The following is an 18,136-nucleotide window of genomic DNA, read 5'->3' as shown; positions in this document are numbered from 1 at the left end:
ATAAGCTTGTAAATTCTGCGTGCATTGACATCGAACCCGCCATTATATAAACTAGATGAGAACCAGTTTATTCGACAGGCAGGAGGGACATTGCGATGCCGAAAAAGCCCAGCCGCACGACGTTTCATAAGCGTCTGGATCATATGGTTGCCCAGCTCAGGGAAGATATCGTCAGCGGCAAGCTCTCCGTCGGAGAACACCTGCCGTCCGAGGTGGAGCTCGGCAAGCAGTACCAGCTCAGTAAAAATTCGGTCCGCAAAGGACTGGAAATGCTGGTGGACGAGCAGTTGATCGAGAAGGTGCCGAGAGTCGGCAACCGGGTCAGCAGCCCCGCGGTCCAGGGCAGCGTTACGATCAAGCTGGGGTATTACACCTCTGTCATGGAGCAGATGGACTTGAACCGGCTGCTGTCGGATTTTCATGTTGCCTATCCGCATATCCGGGTGCAGACGGTAGCCCTTCCTTACGATAATTACGCGCAGGCGATCGAAGAATATATGAAGGGCGGCATGGTCGACGTATTTACGATCAACCATACCGATTATCAGCTTGTGGTGGACAGCGGCCGGCAGGAGTGGCTGGAGCCCATGAGCCCGCCCGCCGGGCAATACCCGTTTCTGCAGAACGCCTTCAAACACCGCGACCGGTACTTGGCGCAGCCGTTCGCCTTTTCCCCGGTTGTGCTGTGCTATAACCGCGATCATTTTGCCGACAAAGGTCTGGAGGAACCGGACAGCGGCTGGACGTGGGACGATTTGACCGAAACGGCGCAGAAGCTCGCGGATGAGCAGGGGCGGTTCGGGTTTTATTTTTATTTCCTGTCGCAGAACCGGTGGCCGGTATTTTTGCTGCAAAGCGGGGACGCGGTCCGCTACGACGCGCAGGGGCGTCCGTCGTTTTGCGGGACGAAGCTGATGGAAGGGCTGCGCAAATGCCGCGAGCTGGTCTACACGGAAGGCATGTTCCCGCGGTTTGCGGCGGAGAATGATGCCGACGCGGAAGCGCTGTTCCTGCAGGAAAAAGTGTCGATGATCATGACGACCTATTTCAGCTTGAACGATATCCGGGAGGCGGGGTTTTCTTTCGACGTGGCGCCGCTGCCGTACCTGAACGAGCCGAGGACGCTGCTGCTTTCGGTTGCGCTTGGGATGAACCGTCATTCGGAGCAAAAGGAAGCGGCGCGAACGCTGGTTGATTACCTGCTGGGAGAAGCGGCCCAGCTGACGCTGCGTCAGAACACCTTCAGCATTCCGAGCCTGAAGAAGGCCGCGGAATGGCGCGGGAAGGGAACGGTCAAGCATCCGTCGCGCTACCCCATGTACCGCGAAATTATTCCGTCGTTCCGCTGGACGACGGACATTCATCTGAACGCGAGACAGGTGGAGGCGATGCACCGGGAGCTGAAGTGGTTCTGGTCCCGGATGGAAGAGGAAGATACGATTTGCCGTCGGCTGGAGGAGGCGATCTCCTGAAGCCGGACGGCTTTTCTTTTTTCTGGGGCTGTGGAATTTTTTTGCGGACGGTTGACAGCGCTTTCCGAGATCGTTATAGTATAAATAAATACCAGATATGATCTAGTTTGTATCTGAAATCGTTTTTTCATGAACTGGATCATTATTGGTTCTTATGACTGAAAGGAGGACGGCCCGTCCGTCAAAAGAAAGCAGAGTTAACCGTCGATCAACGTCCGGTGGGTCTGAAACAAGTCATGGATTCGTCAGTTCAGTCTACAAGCGAGGAGGGTCACATCTATGACCAAACGTGCATTATCGATGATGCTGCCGGCTGTGCTTTCGCTCGGCATCATATTGTCCGGCTGCGGCTCGGATGATGCGAGCAGTTCTAACAACGCAGCCGCTCCTGGCGCGGCCGGGGATAAGGTAGCCGGAGAAATTACCGTATGGGGGCATCCTTACGTTGGCGACGATAAGAAGGAGCAGCTCAAAGCGTTCTGGAACGATACGATCGCTGCGTTCAAGCAGAAGTATCCCGACGTGAAAGTGAACTACGAAGAGATTCCGTGGAAAAACCGGGAGCAAAAAATATTGACCGCGCTCGCTGCCGGGTCCGGTCCGGATGTCTTCTATCAGCTTCCGGATCAAATTCCGCAGTTTGCCGGCAATAATGCCTTGGAGCCGCTTGACGCCTACGCTAAGGACATTCATACGGACGATTTCAGCAAGGGAGCGTTAGCCGGTGCAACTTATCAAGGCAAAATGTATGCGCTTCCGATTCTGCAGGAGGTCCAGACGCTGATCTACAACCCGGACGTGATCAAGGCGATCGGCGAAGATCCGGCGAAGCTGCCGACGACCTGGGACGAATTTGACCGCTGGGCCGAGAAAGCGAAGGCCAAAGGCTACTATGCGCGTAACTTCGAAGGCGGCGCGGGCTGCTGCAATGCGACGCTGTACCCGTTGCTGTGGCAGAGCGGCGGCAACGTGACGGACGGCGGAGGCGGCATTATTTTGAACAATGACCAAGGCGTACGGACGTTCGAGTATGTGAAGAAAATGTACGACAACGGCTGGATTCCGAAGGACTCGATCTCCAACGACAACCAGTTCCCTGAATTTTTGTCTGGCAAAATGCTGGCGGTCTGGGGACAAGGCTCGACGCTGGCTACGCTGAAAGCGCAGAAAAAACCATACGTGATCGGGGCGCCGCTGAAAAAGGAAAAGCAGGCGAGCTTCGGCACGGTAGGCATGTTCATCGTCTCGAAAACGAGCAAAAATAAAGCCGCTGCCGTCGAATTCGCCAAATTCCTCACGAATACGGATACGGCCAAGGCGTTCAATAAATTGACCGGCTATTTGCCCGTACGCAAATCGGCGGGCGACATTTATAACGACGACCAAGACATGAAGGAATTTATGAAGTACGCAGATCTGACGATCCCCGGTATCTCCCATCCGGCCGCCCGCGGGTTTATGCCCAAGATTCAAGCGGAGATCGGTGCGATGCTGGAAGGCAAGAAGACGCCGAAGCAAGCGGCCGAGGCCGCCGCCGAAGCGCTTAAGCTCGACGCGAAAAAATGATTCGAAAATTTAAAGTGGCGGGGAGGGGCAGCGACTGCCGCCGCCTCACTCAGCGCCTCGGACCTGCCGGAGGTGACGATTCGCCGTATGGAATCCGTACGAAACTCGCATATCGAAAAGCACAGCAGGCTGTCCGGCCGGATCGCGCAGAGCTGGAGAAAGAACGCCATCATCTACGTTTTTCTGGTGCCGGTGCTGCTGCATTTTCTCATATTTCAGTTCGCTCCGCTCGTTTTCAGCTTCGTGCTGACTTTCATGGATTGGCCGATGATCGGCGAGCCGTCCTTCGCGGGCCTCGGCAATTGGGAACGGTTCCTGCAGGATAAACTGGCCTGGCGGTCGATCTGGAACACGGTGCTGTTCTCGGTCTATTATATCGTGCCGACGATGGCACTCGGCTTGATTTTGGCGCTGCTCGTCTACTCCAGAGTCAAACTGGCGGGACTGTTCAAAGGGATGTTCTTCCTTCCGGTCGTCACGTCGTTCGTCATCTTGTCAGGCATCTGGGCCTGGCTGTTCAAAGGAACGGACTACGGGGTGATCAACCATCTGCTCAGCTATGCGGGAATCGAACCGCAGCTCTTTTTCTCCGATTCGAGGCAGGCGCTGCCGGTGCTGGCCGCTTTGAGCATTTTCAAAGTATGCGGCAGCACGATGGTATATTATTACGCCGGGCTGCAATCGATTCCGGGGCACCTGTACGAAGCGGCGAAGATGGACGGTGCGACGGGGTGGCGAACGTTCTGGAGCGTCACGTTTCCGTTGCTGCTGCCGATTCATTTTTACGTGGCGATCATTACGACCATCGGTTCGTTTCAAATTTTCGACTCCGCGTTTCTGCTGACGGGAGGCGGCCCGGATTATTCGACGACGACGATCGTGTACTACTTGTATCAGGAAGGCTTCACGTCGCTGCGCTTCGGGTACGGCAGCGTGCTGGCGTACGTGCTCTTTTTCATCATTTTTACGATTTCGCTTGTGCAGCGCAAATTTCTCGGCAAAGACGTGTCCTATCATTAAACTTCGCGGAGAAAGGGGGCGAACGGCATGACGGCTTGGCGAAAAGCGCTGGTCTATATCCCGCTCGTGCTGGCGGGCATCGCGTTCATGTTCCCGTTTGTCGTCATGGTGCTGGGTTCGTTCAAAAAGCTGGATGTGGCGCTCGCCGATCCTTCCTTTTGGATTCCCGACCGGCCGACCTGGTACAACTACGGTTACATTTTCAAGAGCGGCAGCATGATGCGCTGGCTGTTCAACTCGCTTGTCATAACGTTGCTGCCGGTGGCGACGCAGATGTTTTTCGCCGGCGTGCTCGGATATATTTTCGCCAAGAAGCGGTTTCGGTTCAAAGAGACGATCTTCTGGTGCTTTATGGCGATGGTCATGATCCCGAATCAAATGTTAATTATTCCCAAATACATCATGTTCAGCAAATTGCATTGGATCAACACGTATTCCGCCATTATCGTGCCGGAGCTGTGGGCGATCATGGGCATATTCCTGGTGCGGCAGTTCATGCAGACGATCCCGAAGGATCTGGAAGAAGCGGCTTATCTCGACGGGGCCGGAGATTTCAAAATTTTGTTCCGGCTTATGGTGCCGCTGGCCAAGCCGGCGCTGGCGACCGTCGGAACGTTTGCGTTCATCTCGTGCTGGAACGATTTGTTTACGCCGCTTATTTTTACGACGTCCGAGAAAATGTTCCCGCTCACGGTGGGTCTCGCATCCTTGTTGACCAAGGAGGGCAATTTCGGCTTCGAAATGGCCGGGGCGGTCATCTCGTTCGTTCCGACGTTTTTGATCTTTTTGTTTTTCCAGCGTTACTTCACCGAAGGCATTACGATGTCCGGCTTAAAATAATGGATTTAGATTCGGTTGGGAAAGAGAGAGGGGAGACCATCATGAGGGCAGTAGTCGCCATCAACGGAGAGGCGGAGGTCAGACAAGTGCCCGAGCCGGTCGTGGAGCCGAATATGATTCTGGTTCGCACCATTTGTTCGGCGATCAGTCCGGGCACCGAGATCGAAATGAAAAAGCGGGCCGGCGCAAGTCCGGTCTCGCTCGGCTACAGCGCGGTCGGCACGGTGCTCCAAACCGGAGAAGGGGTAACGCATGTCCGCCCGGGCGACCGGGTCGCCTGCTACGGAGCCCCGTACGTGAAGCACGCAGAGCTGCTCGCCGTGCCGAAAGCACTTGCCGTTCCTCTTCCGGACTCTTTGTCGGCCGAAGAGGCGGCGTTCGTCGGACTCGGAGCGATTGCGATTCACGGGCTTCGGCAAGCAGAGCTGCAATTCGGAAGCAAAGTAGCCGTGGTCGGACTGGGCATTCTCGGCCAGCTCACCTGTCAGATTGCGGAAGCGGCGGGATACCGGGTGTACGCGCTGGACTTGCTGGAGGAGCGGTGCTCGATGCTCCGGCGTTCCGGGCTCCAAGCGGTGTTTGGTTCCTACGAAGAGCTGGAGGACTCGCTGCGGGCGGATTATTTGGTCGAAGGCGCGGATGCGGTCGTCTTGTGCGCTGGCGGCGGGGGCGCGGAGCTGTTGAACCGGTCGCTGGGCTGGCTGCGGGACCGGGGCCGCATTGTCATTGTCGGAGACATGCATGCGGAGCTGTCCCGGGAGCTTATGTTCGCCAAAGAAGCGGAGCTGCGCATCGCGCGTGCGGGCGGCCCGGGGCGGTACGACGCCGCTTACGAACAGGATGGCGTCGATTACCCGATCGGCTTCGTGCGTTGGACGGAAGGGCGCAACATGTACGAATATATCCGCTTGCTTGGCGAGCGGAAGATTGACGTCATGCCGCTCGTTTCCAAGAAGCTTCCGGTGGACCGGGTAGAAGAGGCGTACGAATGGTACTTGCGCGCTCCGAAAGAAACGCTAGGCGTGCTGCTTACTTACTGACCGGAGGATTTGGGAACCTGTCTTCTTGCTATAAAAACAAAACAAGCCTTGCCGCAATTGTGCGGCAGGGCTTGTTTTGCAATTCCCATAAATGACACGATAGATTAGACCGTAAGCAAAAGTAAAATGATCGAGGTTAAGCTGAAGCACGTATTGATCAAGCAAAGAAACAGTACGACTTGCTTCGGATTCAAGCCGCTGCGCAGCAGCCGGTAATGCGCTTGGCTGGCGTCGGCTTGGTAGATCGGCTTGCCGTTCATCATCCGCTTGAACACGACGAACAGGTTGTCGAAGATCGGTACACCGAGCGCCAAGATCGGAACGAGCAGCGATAGTACGGTCGCGCCTTTGAACGCCCCGTCCAAGGCGATGACGCCGAGCAGAAAGCCGAATAGCGTCGCGCCCGCGTCGCCCATAAACACTTTGGCCGGGGGCTTGTTGTATTTCAAGTAGGCTAGCGCCGCTCCGACCAGGATGATGGCGAGCATCGCCGAATCGGACTGCGCTTTGGCCAGCGCGACAACGAACAGCGTGACCGCCGAAATCGCCGATAAACCGCCGGCCAGCCCATCCATGCCATCCGTAAAGTTAATGACTGTCGTCACCCCGAAAATCCACATGACCGTCAGAAAAAATTGCAGCCAAACCGGCAGAATGACGTCGCTTCCGGTGAACGGATTATGGAACCCGTAAAAGACGACGCCGGAGCTGTACACGATGACGGCTGCGGACAGCTGTACGATCAGCTTCGGCCAAGCGGCGAGTTCCTTGCCGTGGGTTTTGTACCAATCGTCCACCATGCCGATGACGAGGATCAACAGCGATCCGGCCAGGATGGCGGCGGACTGCTTCCAATCGTCCCGCACGAAGCACAGGTAGGTGATCACGAATCCCGCGAAGATAGCAAGTCCGGCCGTCAATGGGATCGGTTCTCTATGTATCTTCCTTTCGTTGTCGACTTTGGGTTTGTCGACAAAATCGATGCGAAACGCCAAGCGGCGCAGCGGGGGGATGAGCAGGAATACAATCGTAAATGACATGAGAAACGCGGCCACGTAAAGAATAAAAATCCCTCCACATTCCGTCAATAATCGAGTGGCTATGATTTTCCATTATACCACACGGCTTATCCGAGACAAAGCGCAGTCATCGGTTTATCAGGATTGCGTCAGGCAGCCTGGGCGTATGAGATCGGTATCAGGCTGCTACAAGCTTGCGTTTTCGTCTTTTGCCGCCGTCTCCTGCGGAGCGGGTTGGTTGTTCCGCCGCGAACGGTTTATTCTGGATTTGATCCATGTCCAGCCGCCGGCAAGCAGGGCGAGGACGATAACCCATCCTTTTTTCAAAAAGAGAGCAATCATGGCGAGAAACCCGACTTTTTTGGCAACGGCAAGCCCGGCGCCGCCTAAGATAAGGGCCGATAGCCCGTATTCCGCTACTTTGTCCTTCGACGCATCGAAGTCCTCGTACCGTTGGCCTTGTTTTGCAGCAATTTTGGGAATGATCTGACTGGCCAGCAGCTCCTGATCCTTCGCACGATGCTGAGGGTCGGAGATGAGAACGATCGAAATGTAACCCGTTCGGGTCAGCATACGGACGTTATAGTTCACGAGCGCTTCCTTTTGAGCGTTCTGGGCCGCAATCGACCAGGTAAGGTTATGCGTCTTCTCGTCGTAAAAAGGCTTCACGTCCCAACCGGTCACCTGCAGTTTGTTTTCATCCGGCACCTGCTTGTTCTGTTCTTCCGTTCCTTCCCGGTAGCTCTTGAGAATCGCATCGGTATCCAAATCTTTCTTCTCTTCGTCTTTAATATGTCCGGTATCGATATATTCAAGAATGACTTCCCATTGCTCTTGCTCGTTGACGGGAAAAATGCTGCCGATTTCTTTGCCTGACGGAATATCTTTCGAATCCTTCAACAGCTTGCGGGTGTCGTCGCCGTTCAGAAAAACGAACGGAGTGCCCAAATCCAAAGTGGCTACCGTCCCGAGGTCAACCTTGGTTCCCCCTTGAATCCAGCGGTAGTTGTTTCCTTTTGCTCCTTCGCCCTCGGCCGATGCTTGTCCGGCGACAAGCCCCAGCGAAAGCAGAAAGATGAAAGCAAGACGTAACGTTTTCAATCCAATCCCTTCCTTTTGTCGGTTCTTTGTTAGGACATACTTTCCTTTTATCGGATCGGTGAGCAATAAATTAATAAATCTAAAAAAAATTTAATAATAAAATATTTATCCGTATCGGTATCGCGCGGGCCAATTCGTTGCGAGTCAGGTGTTTGCCCCATATTTTTCGGCTGCAAGGGCATAATACCGACGACGAAAGGAGGAATAGTGCAAATGAGAGACGATTTGGCAGGCGATACGGAAGCTTGGCTGGACAAGCTGCACGAAACGCAGGAGAAGGATGAGAAAAACCGGGAGCATCAGGGGAAAGGCCATCCCGGGAAGCAGTTGCCGACAAAGCGGAAAAGCAACCAAGACTGATACCGTACTGAAAGCCCGCCGGAAGCGTTGATCCGTCGGGCTTTTGCATGGATCCGGCGTGTGACAGGGACGTCAGCTTGGTGTCAGTCAGTTGTCAGACAGCCATCAGCCAGTCCAAGCGCAACCACCTCTCTCTTTGTAACGTATAACTTTACGCTACCATAGAGAGGGGAAGAAGGAATGATGAAGAAAATGGCGCTGCTGGCGGCAGGAATGCTGCTGGCGGCTGCGGGAACGGCCTCCGCTTATGAAGCGCAGTTGAAGCCGTTTGCGGATCTGGCGCCCAAGGACTGGTCCGAGGACGCCGTATACTCCTTGTCTGCGCTCGGGGTGATCGAGGGCTACGAAGACCTGACGTATCGTCCGAATGATTCGCTGTCCCGGGAAGCGTTCGTCAAGCTGCTCGTGAATGCCGCGCGGCCGGATGCCGGGAACGTTCAGGGCAAAGCGGATGCGAAGCTGACGGATGTGTCGGCGGAGCGCTGGTCTTATCCTTATATTACCGAGGCGCTGAATAAGCAGTGGATCGATTTTATGCCGGATGCGTCGGGGGCGCTTCGTCCGGAACTTGCGGTGAAGCGGGAGGAAGTGGCCGCCGCCATCGGAAAATATTTGCTGAGCTTGGAAACGCCCGATGTTGCGAAGCGCTGGACGGAAGCCGAATGGACGAAGGAGCGGGAGCTGCGGCGCTTTTCCGATGATGGGGCAATAAGTAAGAGTTTGGCGCCCTACGTTTATTTTGCCGTCCGCCAAGGGATCATGGAAGGCGATGCGAACGGGTTTCGTCCCGCCAGCTCTTTGACGCGCAAGGAAGCCGCCGCGACGATGTACCGGCTCCTGAATGCCGGAATTGCGCAGCAAAAGCTAGAAGTTACAGGCTTCTATGCGATCCGTTCATACTCTGCCATCCAGCGGATGCCGCTGCTCGATCGCGCCGCGTTCGGCTGGTCCCGTTTATCCTACGAGGGAGCCGGAAGCGCGAAGCTGGATACGAAGTCGACGGAGTACCGGTTTCCGGACGGCTGGCAGGAGCCCGTCGATGCCGCCACCCGGGCGAAGCTCGGCAAGGAGCTGATGATTTTCGCGACCGAGCCGCGCGATCGCGTGAAGGAGTTTCTCCGGGATGCTGCGGCGCGGAAAAGCTTTGTCGAATCGCTAAAATCCGTGCTATCCGAATCAGGAGAGGCGTTCACGGGAGTTTGCCTCGACCTGGAGGGGCTGAAGGAAGCGGGCGCTGCAGCGGACTATGTGGCGTTTTTGCGTGAAGTGAAGGAGGGCCTCGGGAGCAAAACGTTAACGGTGGCCGTCCCGCCGACATATTACTATAAAGGGTATGACCTGCGCGGAATCGGCGAGGTCGCGGATAGCGTCATTTTGATGGCATACGATTTCACGCATCAAGATTCCGGGCTTCCATCGGCTCCGCTGCCGCTGGTTAGCGATACGGTGAAGCAAGCGCTCCTCTCCGTTCCTAAAGAGAAGCTGGTGCTGGGCATCTCGAAGCAGGCGAATCAGTGGGTCGCGACGGGAGGAAAGGTGACGCTGGCGCAGCCGGAAATCGCGGAGGTGGAGAAGCGGATGGCTTCCCCGGGCGTAGCGTTGAACCGCACTTATCCTTATTTTCTGAAGCAAATCGCTTTTCAAGACGAGCGCGGAAGCCATACGATCTATTACGAGGATGCGGACAGCATCGCAAAGAAGCTGTGGCTGGCCAAGTATTACGGACTAAAAGGCGTCTCGCTGTGGCATATGGGGAATGTGACCGCAGCCGATTGGGATACGATAGCCAAGCGCTAAAACGCAAAAAGGCAAATGGCTGCACGCTGATGGACAGATCGTCGGGCGTGCGGCCTTTTTGGCTTGTGCGGGGCTAGAGCAGAGCTGAGGGGCGCTCTTCTTTTTGAAGCAGGACGAACGAACAACGGTGGGGGATCGTCAGCTCTGTCACGCTACGGAACAGCCCGGCCATTTCTTGATCGACCTGCTGCCTGCTATCCGTATTCAGTTGGGAGAACCAGGAGATGGAGCGGACCTTGCCTCTCCAGGCATCCGGTGTAAAATGCAGCTCGTAGTCGAATTGTCCGCTGTCTTTTTCCCGAAAACCGCTCTCCGCCCATTCGTCATACCATCGCAAGGGAAACCCGTTGCGCCGCTCCGGGCTTTCAGCCATAGAACCTGGAGCCTTCAGCTTGCCATCCGGCATCTGCCTGCGGATCAGCTCGAACGTTGCGCGGACCGCTTCGCTCTCGGTCGCCAAGATGACCGAATCGACGACGGCCAGGAAGCCGCCCGGCTTAAGCAGCCTCCGTACTTCGAGGACGGCCTGCTGGCGGTCGAACCAATGCCATGCGCGTGCGGCCGTGACCAGATCGAACAGGCCTGCGGGCAATTCGGTTGCTTCCGCAGGAGCCTGCACATAGACCACGGAAGAGTCGCTAGCGTCTGCGACGCGGCGCGCTTCACCGACCATTTCGGTCGACGGTTCGATGCCGGTCACCGCTGCCCCGCGGCCGGCCAAGAGCCGGGAGAAGCTTCCCGTCCCGGCGCCGAGATCGACCGCTCGTGCACCGGTCTTCAAGGCGCCGTGGGTTTCCAGCCAATCGGCCAGCCTCGCAGGCAGTTCGTCGCGGTAGCGGGCATAATCCTGCGAGACGTTTCCGAAATTCACTTGTTCATTCATCCTAAATCGCCTCCTGAATACAGTATATTTCAATTGGCGATTAGGTAAATTTTTAATATTCGTTCATGATGAAAAATTATTTTTATGTCATGGACAGTTACATAAATGAGGTTCGGTAGCGTGGCGGGAACCGGAATATTTCCGCTCCTTTTATACCGCAAAAGGGGATTATCCGTTTTTCCGGATACCCCCTTTTTTCGTGCAAAGTAATCTTCTGTGCGGCTATTCCGGGAACGTCACGACGCCGATGGCGTTGCCGTCCGGGTCCCATGCGTCGAAGAAGCGCATGCCTCCTGCTCCGTGAATCTCGGATGTGCGGACCTGCCGCTCCGTAAAATAAGCGTACGACGCATCGACATCCGTAGTGTAAAAGTTAAAGGCTATATGCCGCGACTCGGGAAGCTGGTCCGTTTGATACAGGGTGAGTCCCGTTTGCAGCGGACCCGGTTCGTTAAACCGGAAGCCGACATAGCTGCCGTCCGGGCTTTCATAAACGATCCGGAAATTGAACAGGTTCATGTACCATTCTTTCGACCGGGAAATGTCCGTAACCGGGACAAAGACGGTGTCGATCCGTTTGATGTGTTTGCTCATCTGAAAAAACCTCCTTTGGATGCGTTGGATTTGGAAGATCGGGTTCCCGTAACAAGAAACGGAAGCCGAGGGCAAAACCGTACACGGTTTCGCAAAAAAGGTTCATGTGCTCACCATCAGCTTGTTACCATCCAGGTCCTCGACGGTAAAGTACAATTTGTCGGGAGCCAGCCTGTGTATGCCGCCGATTCGATAGCCTTGTCGATTCAGCCGCAAATACGCGGTGTAAATCGCCTCGGGGTTTCGCCCCCGAAGTCCGTCGACAAGGGCTTCGAACAACGTTGCGGGCGGAGCGGCTTGCCGTTCACCTGGCTGCGGGCCGTCCGCTTCCGCAGGCTCTGCCGCCAGCGCTCTCAGCTTGTTCCTTGCCCGGGACCGGGCGGCTTGCACCGCGCCTTCCGTAGAATCGATCATCGCTGCGGTCTCCCGCGCCGTAAAATCGAATACGTCCATCAGCAGCAAAATGACGGTCTGGCTAACGGGAAGCCGGTGAGCCAGCGTTTCCAGCAGCTCGCGAGTCCGGAGCCGGTTGTCTTGAAAAGCGAGCTGCGCCAAGTGAGCGTCTGTAAGCGGCACGGCGGGCTGGCGCATCATTTTGCGCTGCTTGTCGATCCACAGGTTTTTGGCGATGCGGAATAAATACGCTTTGCTAATCGGACGGTCAGGCTGCTCGCGCAGCACTTGCAGCACGCGAATAAGAGCTTCCTGAGCCAGGTCTTCGGCTTCCCAATGCGAACCGGTGATTTTCAAACAGTACTTGTTCAAGACGGATTGAATGTGGCGCATAGTACCTCCCCGACAAACCCGCAAATTCGGATTGCTCAACCTAATATTTCTCCAAAAGGAAACAAATACCTCCTTGTAAGCAATTTTCGTATAAAACCCTAATTATTGGTTACGTTTGCGGAATTATTAGTATAAACCGTGAACATTATGATCAAATAGTATACAATATATAAATGAATAGTGTACAATAAATGAGAATGACATGAAGACAGAAAGGGTTGGGGCATTACATGAAAACGACGGAGTACAGCTTCGATACGGCGGCGCTTCTTGCCGGGGGGAACGTTCATTATAATTTGTCGGTTCCTGTTTTGGTTGAAGCCGCGTTGAAGCGGCAGGAGGGGGAGCTTGCATCCAGCGGGGCGCTGCGGGCCTTTACCGGAAAATTTACGGGCCGTTCGCCCAAGGATAAATATATCGTGCAGGAGGCTTCCGTCGACGGCCACATCGCTTGGGGAGCCGTCAACCAGCCGATGGCGGAGCAGCACTTCGATCGTTTATTAGCCAAAGCGGCACAATATATGAAGGAACGCGAGCTGTACGTGTTTGACGGCTTCGCTGGTGCGGATGAAGAATACCGGCTGCCGATTCGCGTCGTAAACGAATATGCGTGGCACAATCTGTTCGTGCGTCAGCTGTTCATTCGGCCGACGGCGGAGGAATTGAAGGAGCACCGCGCGGAATTTACGGTGATTGCGCTGCCCGGCTTGCAGGCCGACCCTGCCGCAGACGGGACGAAATCCGGCACGTTCATCGCCGTTTCGATGGAGAAGCGCATCGTGCTGATCGGCGGCACGGAATATGCGGGCGAGATGAAGAAGTCGATTTTCAGCGTGTTGAACTATTTGCTGCCTTTCCGCGGCGTGTTTCCGATGCACTGCTCGGCCAACGTAGGAGACAAGGGCGACGTGGCGCTGTTCTTCGGACTGTCCGGCACGGGCAAAACGACGCTGTCCGCCGACCCGAACCGCCGTTTGATCGGCGACGACGAGCATGGCTGGTCGGACCGCGGCGTGTTCAACTTCGAGGGCGGCTGCTACGCCAAGTGCATCGGGCTTACCGAAGAAAAGGAGCCGCAAATTTGGAGTGCGATCCGGTTCGGAGCCGTGCTGGAAAATGTGGTGCTGCGCCCGGACACGCTGGAAGCGGATTACCATGATGGCTCCCGCACGGAAAATACGCGGGCCGCTTACCCGCTTGAATCGATAGCGAACGCGGTGATCCCCGGTACGGCGGGACATCCGGAGACGATTGTCTTCCTGACGGCGGACGCGTTCGGGGTGCTGCCTCCGATTGCGAAGCTGACGAAGGAGCAGGCGATGTATCATTTTCTGTCCGGCTATACGTCCAAGCTGGCCGGGACGGAGCGTGGCGTGACGGAGCCGGAGGCGACGTTCTCCGCTTGCTTCGGGTCGCCGTTCCTGCCGCTGAGTCCGAGCGTCTACGCCGAAATGCTGGGACGCAAGATTGACAAGCACGAATCCCGCGTCTACCTGGTGAACACCGGCTGGTCGGGAGGGCCTTACGGGGTAGGCAAGCGAATGAATTTGGCGTACACCCGCGCGATGGTCACGGCAGCCTTGGATGGCACGCTGGAGCAAGCGGAGTTTATTCCGGACCCGGTATTCGGCGTGCTGGTGCCAAGCCACGTTCCCGGCGTACCGGACGAAGTGTTGCAGCCGCGCAGCACGTGGGAGGACAAACAAGCTTACGACGCCAAAGCCCGGGAGCTTGCTGAACGGTTCGTCCAGAACTTCGGGAAGTTCGCAGATGCGCCTGAGGCAGTTCGCGGCGCCGGTCCTCGTTTGAGTTAAACTTAATTTGGAATACGTCAGTACCAGCCTGCAACAACGATTTTATCGTTGCTGCGGGCTTTTTGGCGTTTCTTATTCGCAGCATTAGGCCGCCGCTCTCACTTTAAGTTGGGATTAAGCGACTTTTCACTTTTTTTTTACAAACGGATGCTACATTGAAAGAGGTGATCAATGCTACATCGATTCAGAAAGGAGATACGCGGATGGCGTGGCTGCGCTACAAAAAATGGATCATCGGCGTCCTCGGCCTCTTGGTGGTCGGAGCCGGAACGTATGTGTATTTGCAACAAAAACCGAAAAAGTCGGCCGCCAGCGTACAGGAAAAGACGGTCGAGGTCAAAAAGGGGGAAATCCGGTCAACGGTATCCGGCACTTCCCAGTTTGAGGCAAGAGACATGCAGAACATTATCGCTCCTGCAGACGGAACGATCAAGACGATGAACCTGACCCGGAACCAGCCGGTGAAAAAAGGGGACGTCCTGGTGGAAATCGCCGATCCGGCGCTCGAAACGAACCTGCAGGAGGCGCGAACGAGCCTTCAACAGATGGAAAATGATTTGAACGATCTGCAGACCCAGCAGGGGAATATGCGCATCACCGCTCCGATCAGCGGCAAACTGACGTTGTCCGGCAACCTGGACACGGGCTCGAACACGACCAAATCGAGCCGTATCGGCACAATTGCGGACTTGTCCTCGTTAACGGTGAAGCTGCCGTTTTTGCTGGAGGATGCTTCGCAGCTGAAAAAGGGCGATGCGCTCGATTTGGCTCCCGACGGCTTCCTGTTGACGAAGACAGGGACGATCGCTTCTGTAGGAACTTTAACGAGGTCGGACAGCTCCGGCGCCAAGCTGGTCGATGTCGAAGTAACCGTAGCGAACGACGGGACGTTGGATGCCGGGATGAAAGTGAAAGGGACGGCGACGATTGGCGGACGCAGCGTCGACTCGCAGGAGAAGGCTGCGCTGGATTACATAAAAACCGAGACGGTGTTCGCTGGGGCGAACGGAAGCATCCGCGAACTGAAAGTCAAGTCCGGAAGCCATGTAGACAAAGGCGATCTGATCGCCGTGATCGGCAGCGACACGCTAAGCGGCGATATTTTGAACAAGCAGGCGACGATCGAGCGTCAGAAGGCGACGATTACGAGCCTGGAGGACAAGTTAAACCAATTGACGCTCAAGGCGCCTTTTGACGGGGTATTTTCTACGGATTTTGCCAACAAGAAAACGAATGTGCTGGCGAGCTATCCGGTAGGGGCCAAAGTCGAAGGGACGACCTTGTTCGGCGCGGTGGCCAGCCTCGATTTCATGCAGCTTCCCATTCAGGTCGACGAGCTCGATCTGCCGAGCGTGAAGAGCGGGATGAAGGCGGAAGTGACCGTCGATTCGCTGCCGGGGCGCAAATTTGAAGGAGAAGTGACCCAGGTGTCCACGGTCGGCACGACGACCAACGGGGTGACGTTCTACGACGCAGTGGTGGCGGTCAAAAACACGGGCGACCTGCGCTACGGTATGACGGGAACGGCGAACATTTTGATCCAGGATAAAAAGGACATTCTCGTCCTGCCGATGGAGGCGCTCCAGCAGCAAAAAGGCAAACGGTTCGTTACCGTGGAAGGGCCCGACGGCAAGCGGGAAGAGAAGGAGATTAAGATCGGCATCCGCAGCAAAACGGATGTGGAGGTTACCGAAGGGCTCAAGGAAGGCGACAAAGTCGTCGTGCCTGTGCGGCAGCAGCGGCAAAATTTGAGCCAGGCCGAGATCGACAGGCTGCGCCAGCAGTTCCAGGGCGTCCAAGGCGGAGGATTTCCGGGCGGCGGCAATTTCCAGTTTGCTCCAGGCGGAGGCGGTGCAGGAGGCACGGGCGGCTCAGGGGGCGGGAACCGCTCCAACGGAGGCGGCGGCCAATCCGGCAGATAACGGCGAAAGGAGGAATCCCGGCATGGAACCGATGATTGAGCTGAAGCACATTACGAAGGAATACGAACGGGGCGCGGAAAAGCTGCGCATATTGAACGACCTGTCGCTCACAGTGGAGCGGGGGGACTTCGTCGCCATCGTCGGGCCGAGCGGCTCCGGGAAGTCGACCTTGATGAACACGATCGGCTTGCTGGACGTGCCGACCTCCGGCTCCTACAAGCTGGACGGCGTGGCTACCGAGAAGATGACGGACAACCAGCTTGCAGAGCTGCGGAATAAAAAAATCGGATTTATTTTTCAACAATTCAATCTGCTTCCCAAACTTACGGCGCTGGAAAACGTGGAATTGCCCTTGCTCTACTCGGGCGTGCCGGCCAAGAAGCGCCGCGAAACGGCGCTCCAGATGCTTGAGCTGCTGGGAATGGGCCAGCGCGGCCATCATAAACCGAGCGAGCTGTCCGGGGGGCAGCAGCAGCGGGTAGCGATTGCGCGCGCGCTGGCGGTGTCCCCGTCGCTGATGCTGGCTGACGAGCCGACGGGAGCGCTCGATTCCAAGACCGGCAAGGAAGTGCTGGAGCTGATTATCCGGCTCAACGAGCAGGGCAATACCATCGTTCTGATCACGCACGATCTGCATATCGCCGAGAACGCCAAACGCGTGGTATCGATCCGGGACGGCCTGATCGTCCGTGACGAGAGACTGGCGGAGATTCCGGCCGGAGCGGCGGGTGTGACGGCATGAGATCGACGGAACTGATCACCATGGCGCTGCGGACGGTGCTGTCCAATCCGATGCGCACCATGCTCACCATGCTCGGCGTGATTATCGGCGTCAGCTCGGTCGTCACGCTCGTTGCGATCGGACGGGGCACGTCGGACCAGATCGAAAAGCAGTACGAGAACCTGGGCACGAACATGCTCGTCGTCAACGTGCTGGGAACGGGGCGGGCGCAGCAGCTTGATTACAACGATCTGATGCAGCTGGAGCAACTGCCGGAGTTTTCGTCGATCGCCCCGACGATCAATAAAGCGAACTCCAATATCAAGTACGACCGGACGCAGGAGAAGTTTACGGTGACCGGCACGAACGACCGCTATCTCAGCATTATGAAAGGCCAGCTCGAGACCGGACGCTTTATCGTCGACGCCGATCTTGAATTCCGCAACCCGGTTGCCGTGCTCGGCAGCGAGGTGTCGAAAACGTATTTCGGCACACTCGACCCGACGGGCGAGCAGATCAACATCGACGGCGTCGTCTTCACGGTGGTCGGCAAGCTGAAAAGCAAAGGCACCGGGGCAGGCGGGACATCGATGGACAACGCGGTTTTCGTCCCGCTCACGACGGCGCAGCGCACTTTCAAGCTCGGCAATATCCGGACGACCTATATCGATACGCCGACGAAGGAAGACATCTACAAAGCGCAAGATACGATCAAGCAGTATTTGACCTATAAATTCAAAAGCGACCAAGGCTTCAATCTCATCAATCAGGATGAGCTGATGAACGCGCGGGTCGCCGCATCAAGTACGCTCACGAACCAACTGATCAGCGTAGCCTGCATCTCGCTGCTTGTCGGCGGCATCGGCATTATGAACATTATGCTGGTCACGGTCAGCGAGCGGACGCGGGAGATCGGCATCCGCAAGTCGATTGGGGCGAAGCGGCGCAACATCCTTATGCAGTTCCTCGTCGAGGCGACGGTCATCAGCGGCATTGGCGGCCTCATCGGGCTGCTGCTCGGCAGCGGTCTGGCACTTGTCTGGCCGATGATCAATCCGAATCAGACGACCAAGCTGTCGATGGATATCGGCTTGTATGCGTTCCTGTTCTCCGTGCTCGTCGGCGTCGTGTTCGGCTTGTACCCGGCAAACAAAGCGTCCAAGCTTCGTCCGATTGACGCGCTCCGCTTCGATTAATCTTG

General features: G+C 56.2%; 16 protein-coding genes. 11 read left to right on the top strand and 5 right to left on the bottom strand.

Annotation, left to right across the window (positions count from 1 at the left end):
- Nucleotides 1-95: 95 nt before the first annotated feature.
- The 5 genes from QMG93_RS24710 (at nt 96) to QMG93_RS24690 (ending at nt 5,938) form a co-directional block, all read left to right on the top strand.
- Nucleotides 96-1,472: an extracellular solute-binding protein gene (locus QMG93_RS24710; protein ID WP_281941218.1), complete on the top strand. Its 1,377-nt coding sequence runs from the start codon at nt 96-98 to the stop codon at nt 1,470-1,472.
- Between the two features lie 279 nt (nt 1,473-1,751).
- Nucleotides 1,752-3,038 (top strand): extracellular solute-binding protein, encoded by a 1,287-nt coding sequence (locus tag QMG93_RS24705; RefSeq protein ID WP_281941216.1) that lies wholly within the window; start codon nt 1,752-1,754, stop codon nt 3,036-3,038.
- Nucleotides 3,039-3,125: 87 nt separating this feature from the next.
- Nucleotides 3,126-4,058, top strand: coding sequence for a carbohydrate ABC transporter permease (locus tag QMG93_RS24700; protein WP_281941214.1), 933 nt, complete (start codon nt 3,126-3,128; stop codon nt 4,056-4,058).
- Nucleotides 4,059-4,085: 27 nt separating this feature from the next.
- Nucleotides 4,086-4,898 (top strand): carbohydrate ABC transporter permease, encoded by an 813-nt coding sequence (locus tag QMG93_RS24695; protein WP_281941212.1) that lies wholly within the window; start codon nt 4,086-4,088, stop codon nt 4,896-4,898.
- 41 nt (nt 4,899-4,939) lie between these two features.
- Nucleotides 4,940-5,938, top strand: coding sequence for a zinc-dependent alcohol dehydrogenase (locus tag QMG93_RS24690; protein ID WP_281941210.1), 999 nt, complete (start codon nt 4,940-4,942; stop codon nt 5,936-5,938).
- Nucleotides 5,939-6,042: 104 nt separating this feature from the next.
- Here the strand turns inward: QMG93_RS24690 and QMG93_RS24685 are convergent, their stop codons facing one another.
- Together QMG93_RS24685 and QMG93_RS24680 are read right to left on the bottom strand one after the other, a co-directional pair.
- On the bottom strand, nt 6,043-6,978 hold the full coding sequence (locus QMG93_RS24685; RefSeq protein ID WP_281941208.1) for an MraY family glycosyltransferase: 936 nt from the start codon (nt 6,976-6,978) through the stop codon (nt 6,043-6,045).
- A gap of 165 nt (nt 6,979-7,143) precedes the next feature.
- The gene (locus tag QMG93_RS24680; RefSeq protein WP_281941207.1) at nt 7,144-8,058 is read right to left on the bottom strand and encodes a DUF2167 domain-containing protein; all 915 of its coding nucleotides are present in this window, start codon (nt 8,056-8,058) and stop codon (nt 7,144-7,146) included.
- A gap of 213 nt (nt 8,059-8,271) precedes the next feature.
- On the opposite strand from QMG93_RS24680, the gene QMG93_RS24675 reads away from it, so the two are divergent.
- Together QMG93_RS24675 and QMG93_RS24670 are read left to right on the top strand one after the other, a co-directional pair.
- Nucleotides 8,272-8,418, top strand: a complete 147-nt coding sequence (locus QMG93_RS24675) for a DUF4023 domain-containing protein (RefSeq protein ID WP_082420707.1) — start codon at nt 8,272-8,274, stop codon at nt 8,416-8,418.
- A 180-nt stretch (nt 8,419-8,598) separates the two neighbouring features.
- The gene (locus QMG93_RS24670) at nt 8,599-10,215 is read left to right on the top strand and encodes a glycosyl hydrolase family 18 protein (RefSeq protein ID WP_281941202.1); all 1,617 of its coding nucleotides are present in this window, start codon (nt 8,599-8,601) and stop codon (nt 10,213-10,215) included.
- Between the two features lie 73 nt (nt 10,216-10,288).
- Here QMG93_RS24670 and QMG93_RS24665 read toward each other — a convergent pair whose 3' ends face one another.
- The 3 genes from QMG93_RS24665 to QMG93_RS24655 form a co-directional block, all read right to left on the bottom strand.
- Nucleotides 10,289-11,098, bottom strand: a complete 810-nt coding sequence (locus tag QMG93_RS24665; protein WP_281941199.1) for a class I SAM-dependent methyltransferase — start codon at nt 11,096-11,098, stop codon at nt 10,289-10,291.
- Nucleotides 11,099-11,320: 222 nt separating this feature from the next.
- The gene (locus QMG93_RS24660) at nt 11,321-11,692 is read right to left on the bottom strand and encodes a VOC family protein (protein WP_281941197.1); all 372 of its coding nucleotides are present in this window, start codon (nt 11,690-11,692) and stop codon (nt 11,321-11,323) included.
- A 102-nt stretch (nt 11,693-11,794) separates the two neighbouring features.
- Nucleotides 11,795-12,478: an RNA polymerase sigma factor gene (locus QMG93_RS24655; RefSeq protein ID WP_281941195.1), complete on the bottom strand. Its 684-nt coding sequence runs from the start codon at nt 12,476-12,478 to the stop codon at nt 11,795-11,797.
- Nucleotides 12,479-12,708: 230 nt separating this feature from the next.
- On the opposite strand from QMG93_RS24655, the gene pckA reads away from it, so the two are divergent.
- The 4 genes from pckA (at nt 12,709) to QMG93_RS24635 (ending at nt 18,131) form a co-directional block, all read left to right on the top strand.
- A complete protein-coding gene (gene pckA / locus QMG93_RS24650; protein WP_281941193.1) occupies nt 12,709-14,292 on the top strand; it encodes a phosphoenolpyruvate carboxykinase (ATP) in 1,584 nt (527 codons plus the stop codon).
- A 203-nt stretch (nt 14,293-14,495) separates the two neighbouring features.
- Nucleotides 14,496-16,214 carry an efflux RND transporter periplasmic adaptor subunit gene (locus QMG93_RS24645; protein WP_281941191.1) on the top strand — a complete coding sequence of 573 codons (1,719 nt, stop codon included), beginning with the start codon at nt 14,496-14,498 and terminating at the stop codon, nt 16,212-16,214.
- 22 nt (nt 16,215-16,236) lie between these two features.
- Nucleotides 16,237-16,956, top strand: a complete 720-nt coding sequence (locus QMG93_RS24640; protein WP_108530590.1) for an ABC transporter ATP-binding protein — start codon at nt 16,237-16,239, stop codon at nt 16,954-16,956.
- Nucleotides 16,953-18,131, top strand: coding sequence for an ABC transporter permease (locus QMG93_RS24635; protein ID WP_281941187.1), 1,179 nt, complete (start codon nt 16,953-16,955; stop codon nt 18,129-18,131). The genes QMG93_RS24640 and QMG93_RS24635 overlap by 4 nt, the downstream gene beginning before the upstream one ends.
- Nucleotides 18,132-18,136 lie beyond the last annotated feature (5 nt).

This window comes from Paenibacillus tyrphae (assembly GCF_027925525.1).
Classification (GTDB): Bacteria; Bacillota; Bacilli; order Paenibacillales; family NBRC-103111; genus Paenibacillus_G; species Paenibacillus_G tyrfis_B.
This window is presented reverse-complemented; position numbering and strand designations above follow the sequence as displayed.

What these genes read in the sequence shown, in the direction of transcription:
- QMG93_RS24685 (WP_281941208.1), bottom strand. Translation starts at nt 6,978, where the DNA reads ATGTCATTTACGATTGTATTCCTGCTCATCCCCCCGCTGCGCCGCTTG.
- QMG93_RS24675 (WP_082420707.1), top strand. Translation starts at nt 8,272, where the DNA reads ATGAGAGACGATTTGGCAGGCGATACGGAAGCTTGGCTGGACAAGCTG.
- QMG93_RS24705 (WP_281941216.1), top strand. Translation starts at nt 1,752, where the DNA reads ATGACCAAACGTGCATTATCGATGATGCTGCCGGCTGTGCTTTCGCTC.
- QMG93_RS24690 (WP_281941210.1), top strand. Translation starts at nt 4,940, where the DNA reads ATGAGGGCAGTAGTCGCCATCAACGGAGAGGCGGAGGTCAGACAAGTG.
- pckA (WP_281941193.1), top strand. Translation starts at nt 12,709, where the DNA reads ATGAAAACGACGGAGTACAGCTTCGATACGGCGGCGCTTCTTGCCGGG.
- QMG93_RS24655 (WP_281941195.1), bottom strand. Translation starts at nt 12,478, where the DNA reads ATGCGCCACATTCAATCCGTCTTGAACAAGTACTGTTTGAAAATCACC.
- QMG93_RS24645 (WP_281941191.1), top strand. Translation starts at nt 14,496, where the DNA reads ATGGCGTGGCTGCGCTACAAAAAATGGATCATCGGCGTCCTCGGCCTC.
- QMG93_RS24640 (WP_108530590.1), top strand. Translation starts at nt 16,237, where the DNA reads ATGGAACCGATGATTGAGCTGAAGCACATTACGAAGGAATACGAACGG.
- QMG93_RS24635 (WP_281941187.1), top strand. Translation starts at nt 16,953, where the DNA reads ATGAGATCGACGGAACTGATCACCATGGCGCTGCGGACGGTGCTGTCC.
- QMG93_RS24700 (WP_281941214.1), top strand. Translation starts at nt 3,126, where the DNA reads ATGGAATCCGTACGAAACTCGCATATCGAAAAGCACAGCAGGCTGTCC.
- QMG93_RS24665 (WP_281941199.1), bottom strand. Translation starts at nt 11,098, where the DNA reads ATGAATGAACAAGTGAATTTCGGAAACGTCTCGCAGGATTATGCCCGC.
- QMG93_RS24710 (WP_281941218.1), top strand. Translation starts at nt 96, where the DNA reads ATGCCGAAAAAGCCCAGCCGCACGACGTTTCATAAGCGTCTGGATCAT.
- QMG93_RS24670 (WP_281941202.1), top strand. Translation starts at nt 8,599, where the DNA reads ATGATGAAGAAAATGGCGCTGCTGGCGGCAGGAATGCTGCTGGCGGCT.
- QMG93_RS24695 (WP_281941212.1), top strand. Translation starts at nt 4,086, where the DNA reads ATGACGGCTTGGCGAAAAGCGCTGGTCTATATCCCGCTCGTGCTGGCG.
- QMG93_RS24660 (WP_281941197.1), bottom strand. Translation starts at nt 11,692, where the DNA reads ATGAGCAAACACATCAAACGGATCGACACCGTCTTTGTCCCGGTTACG.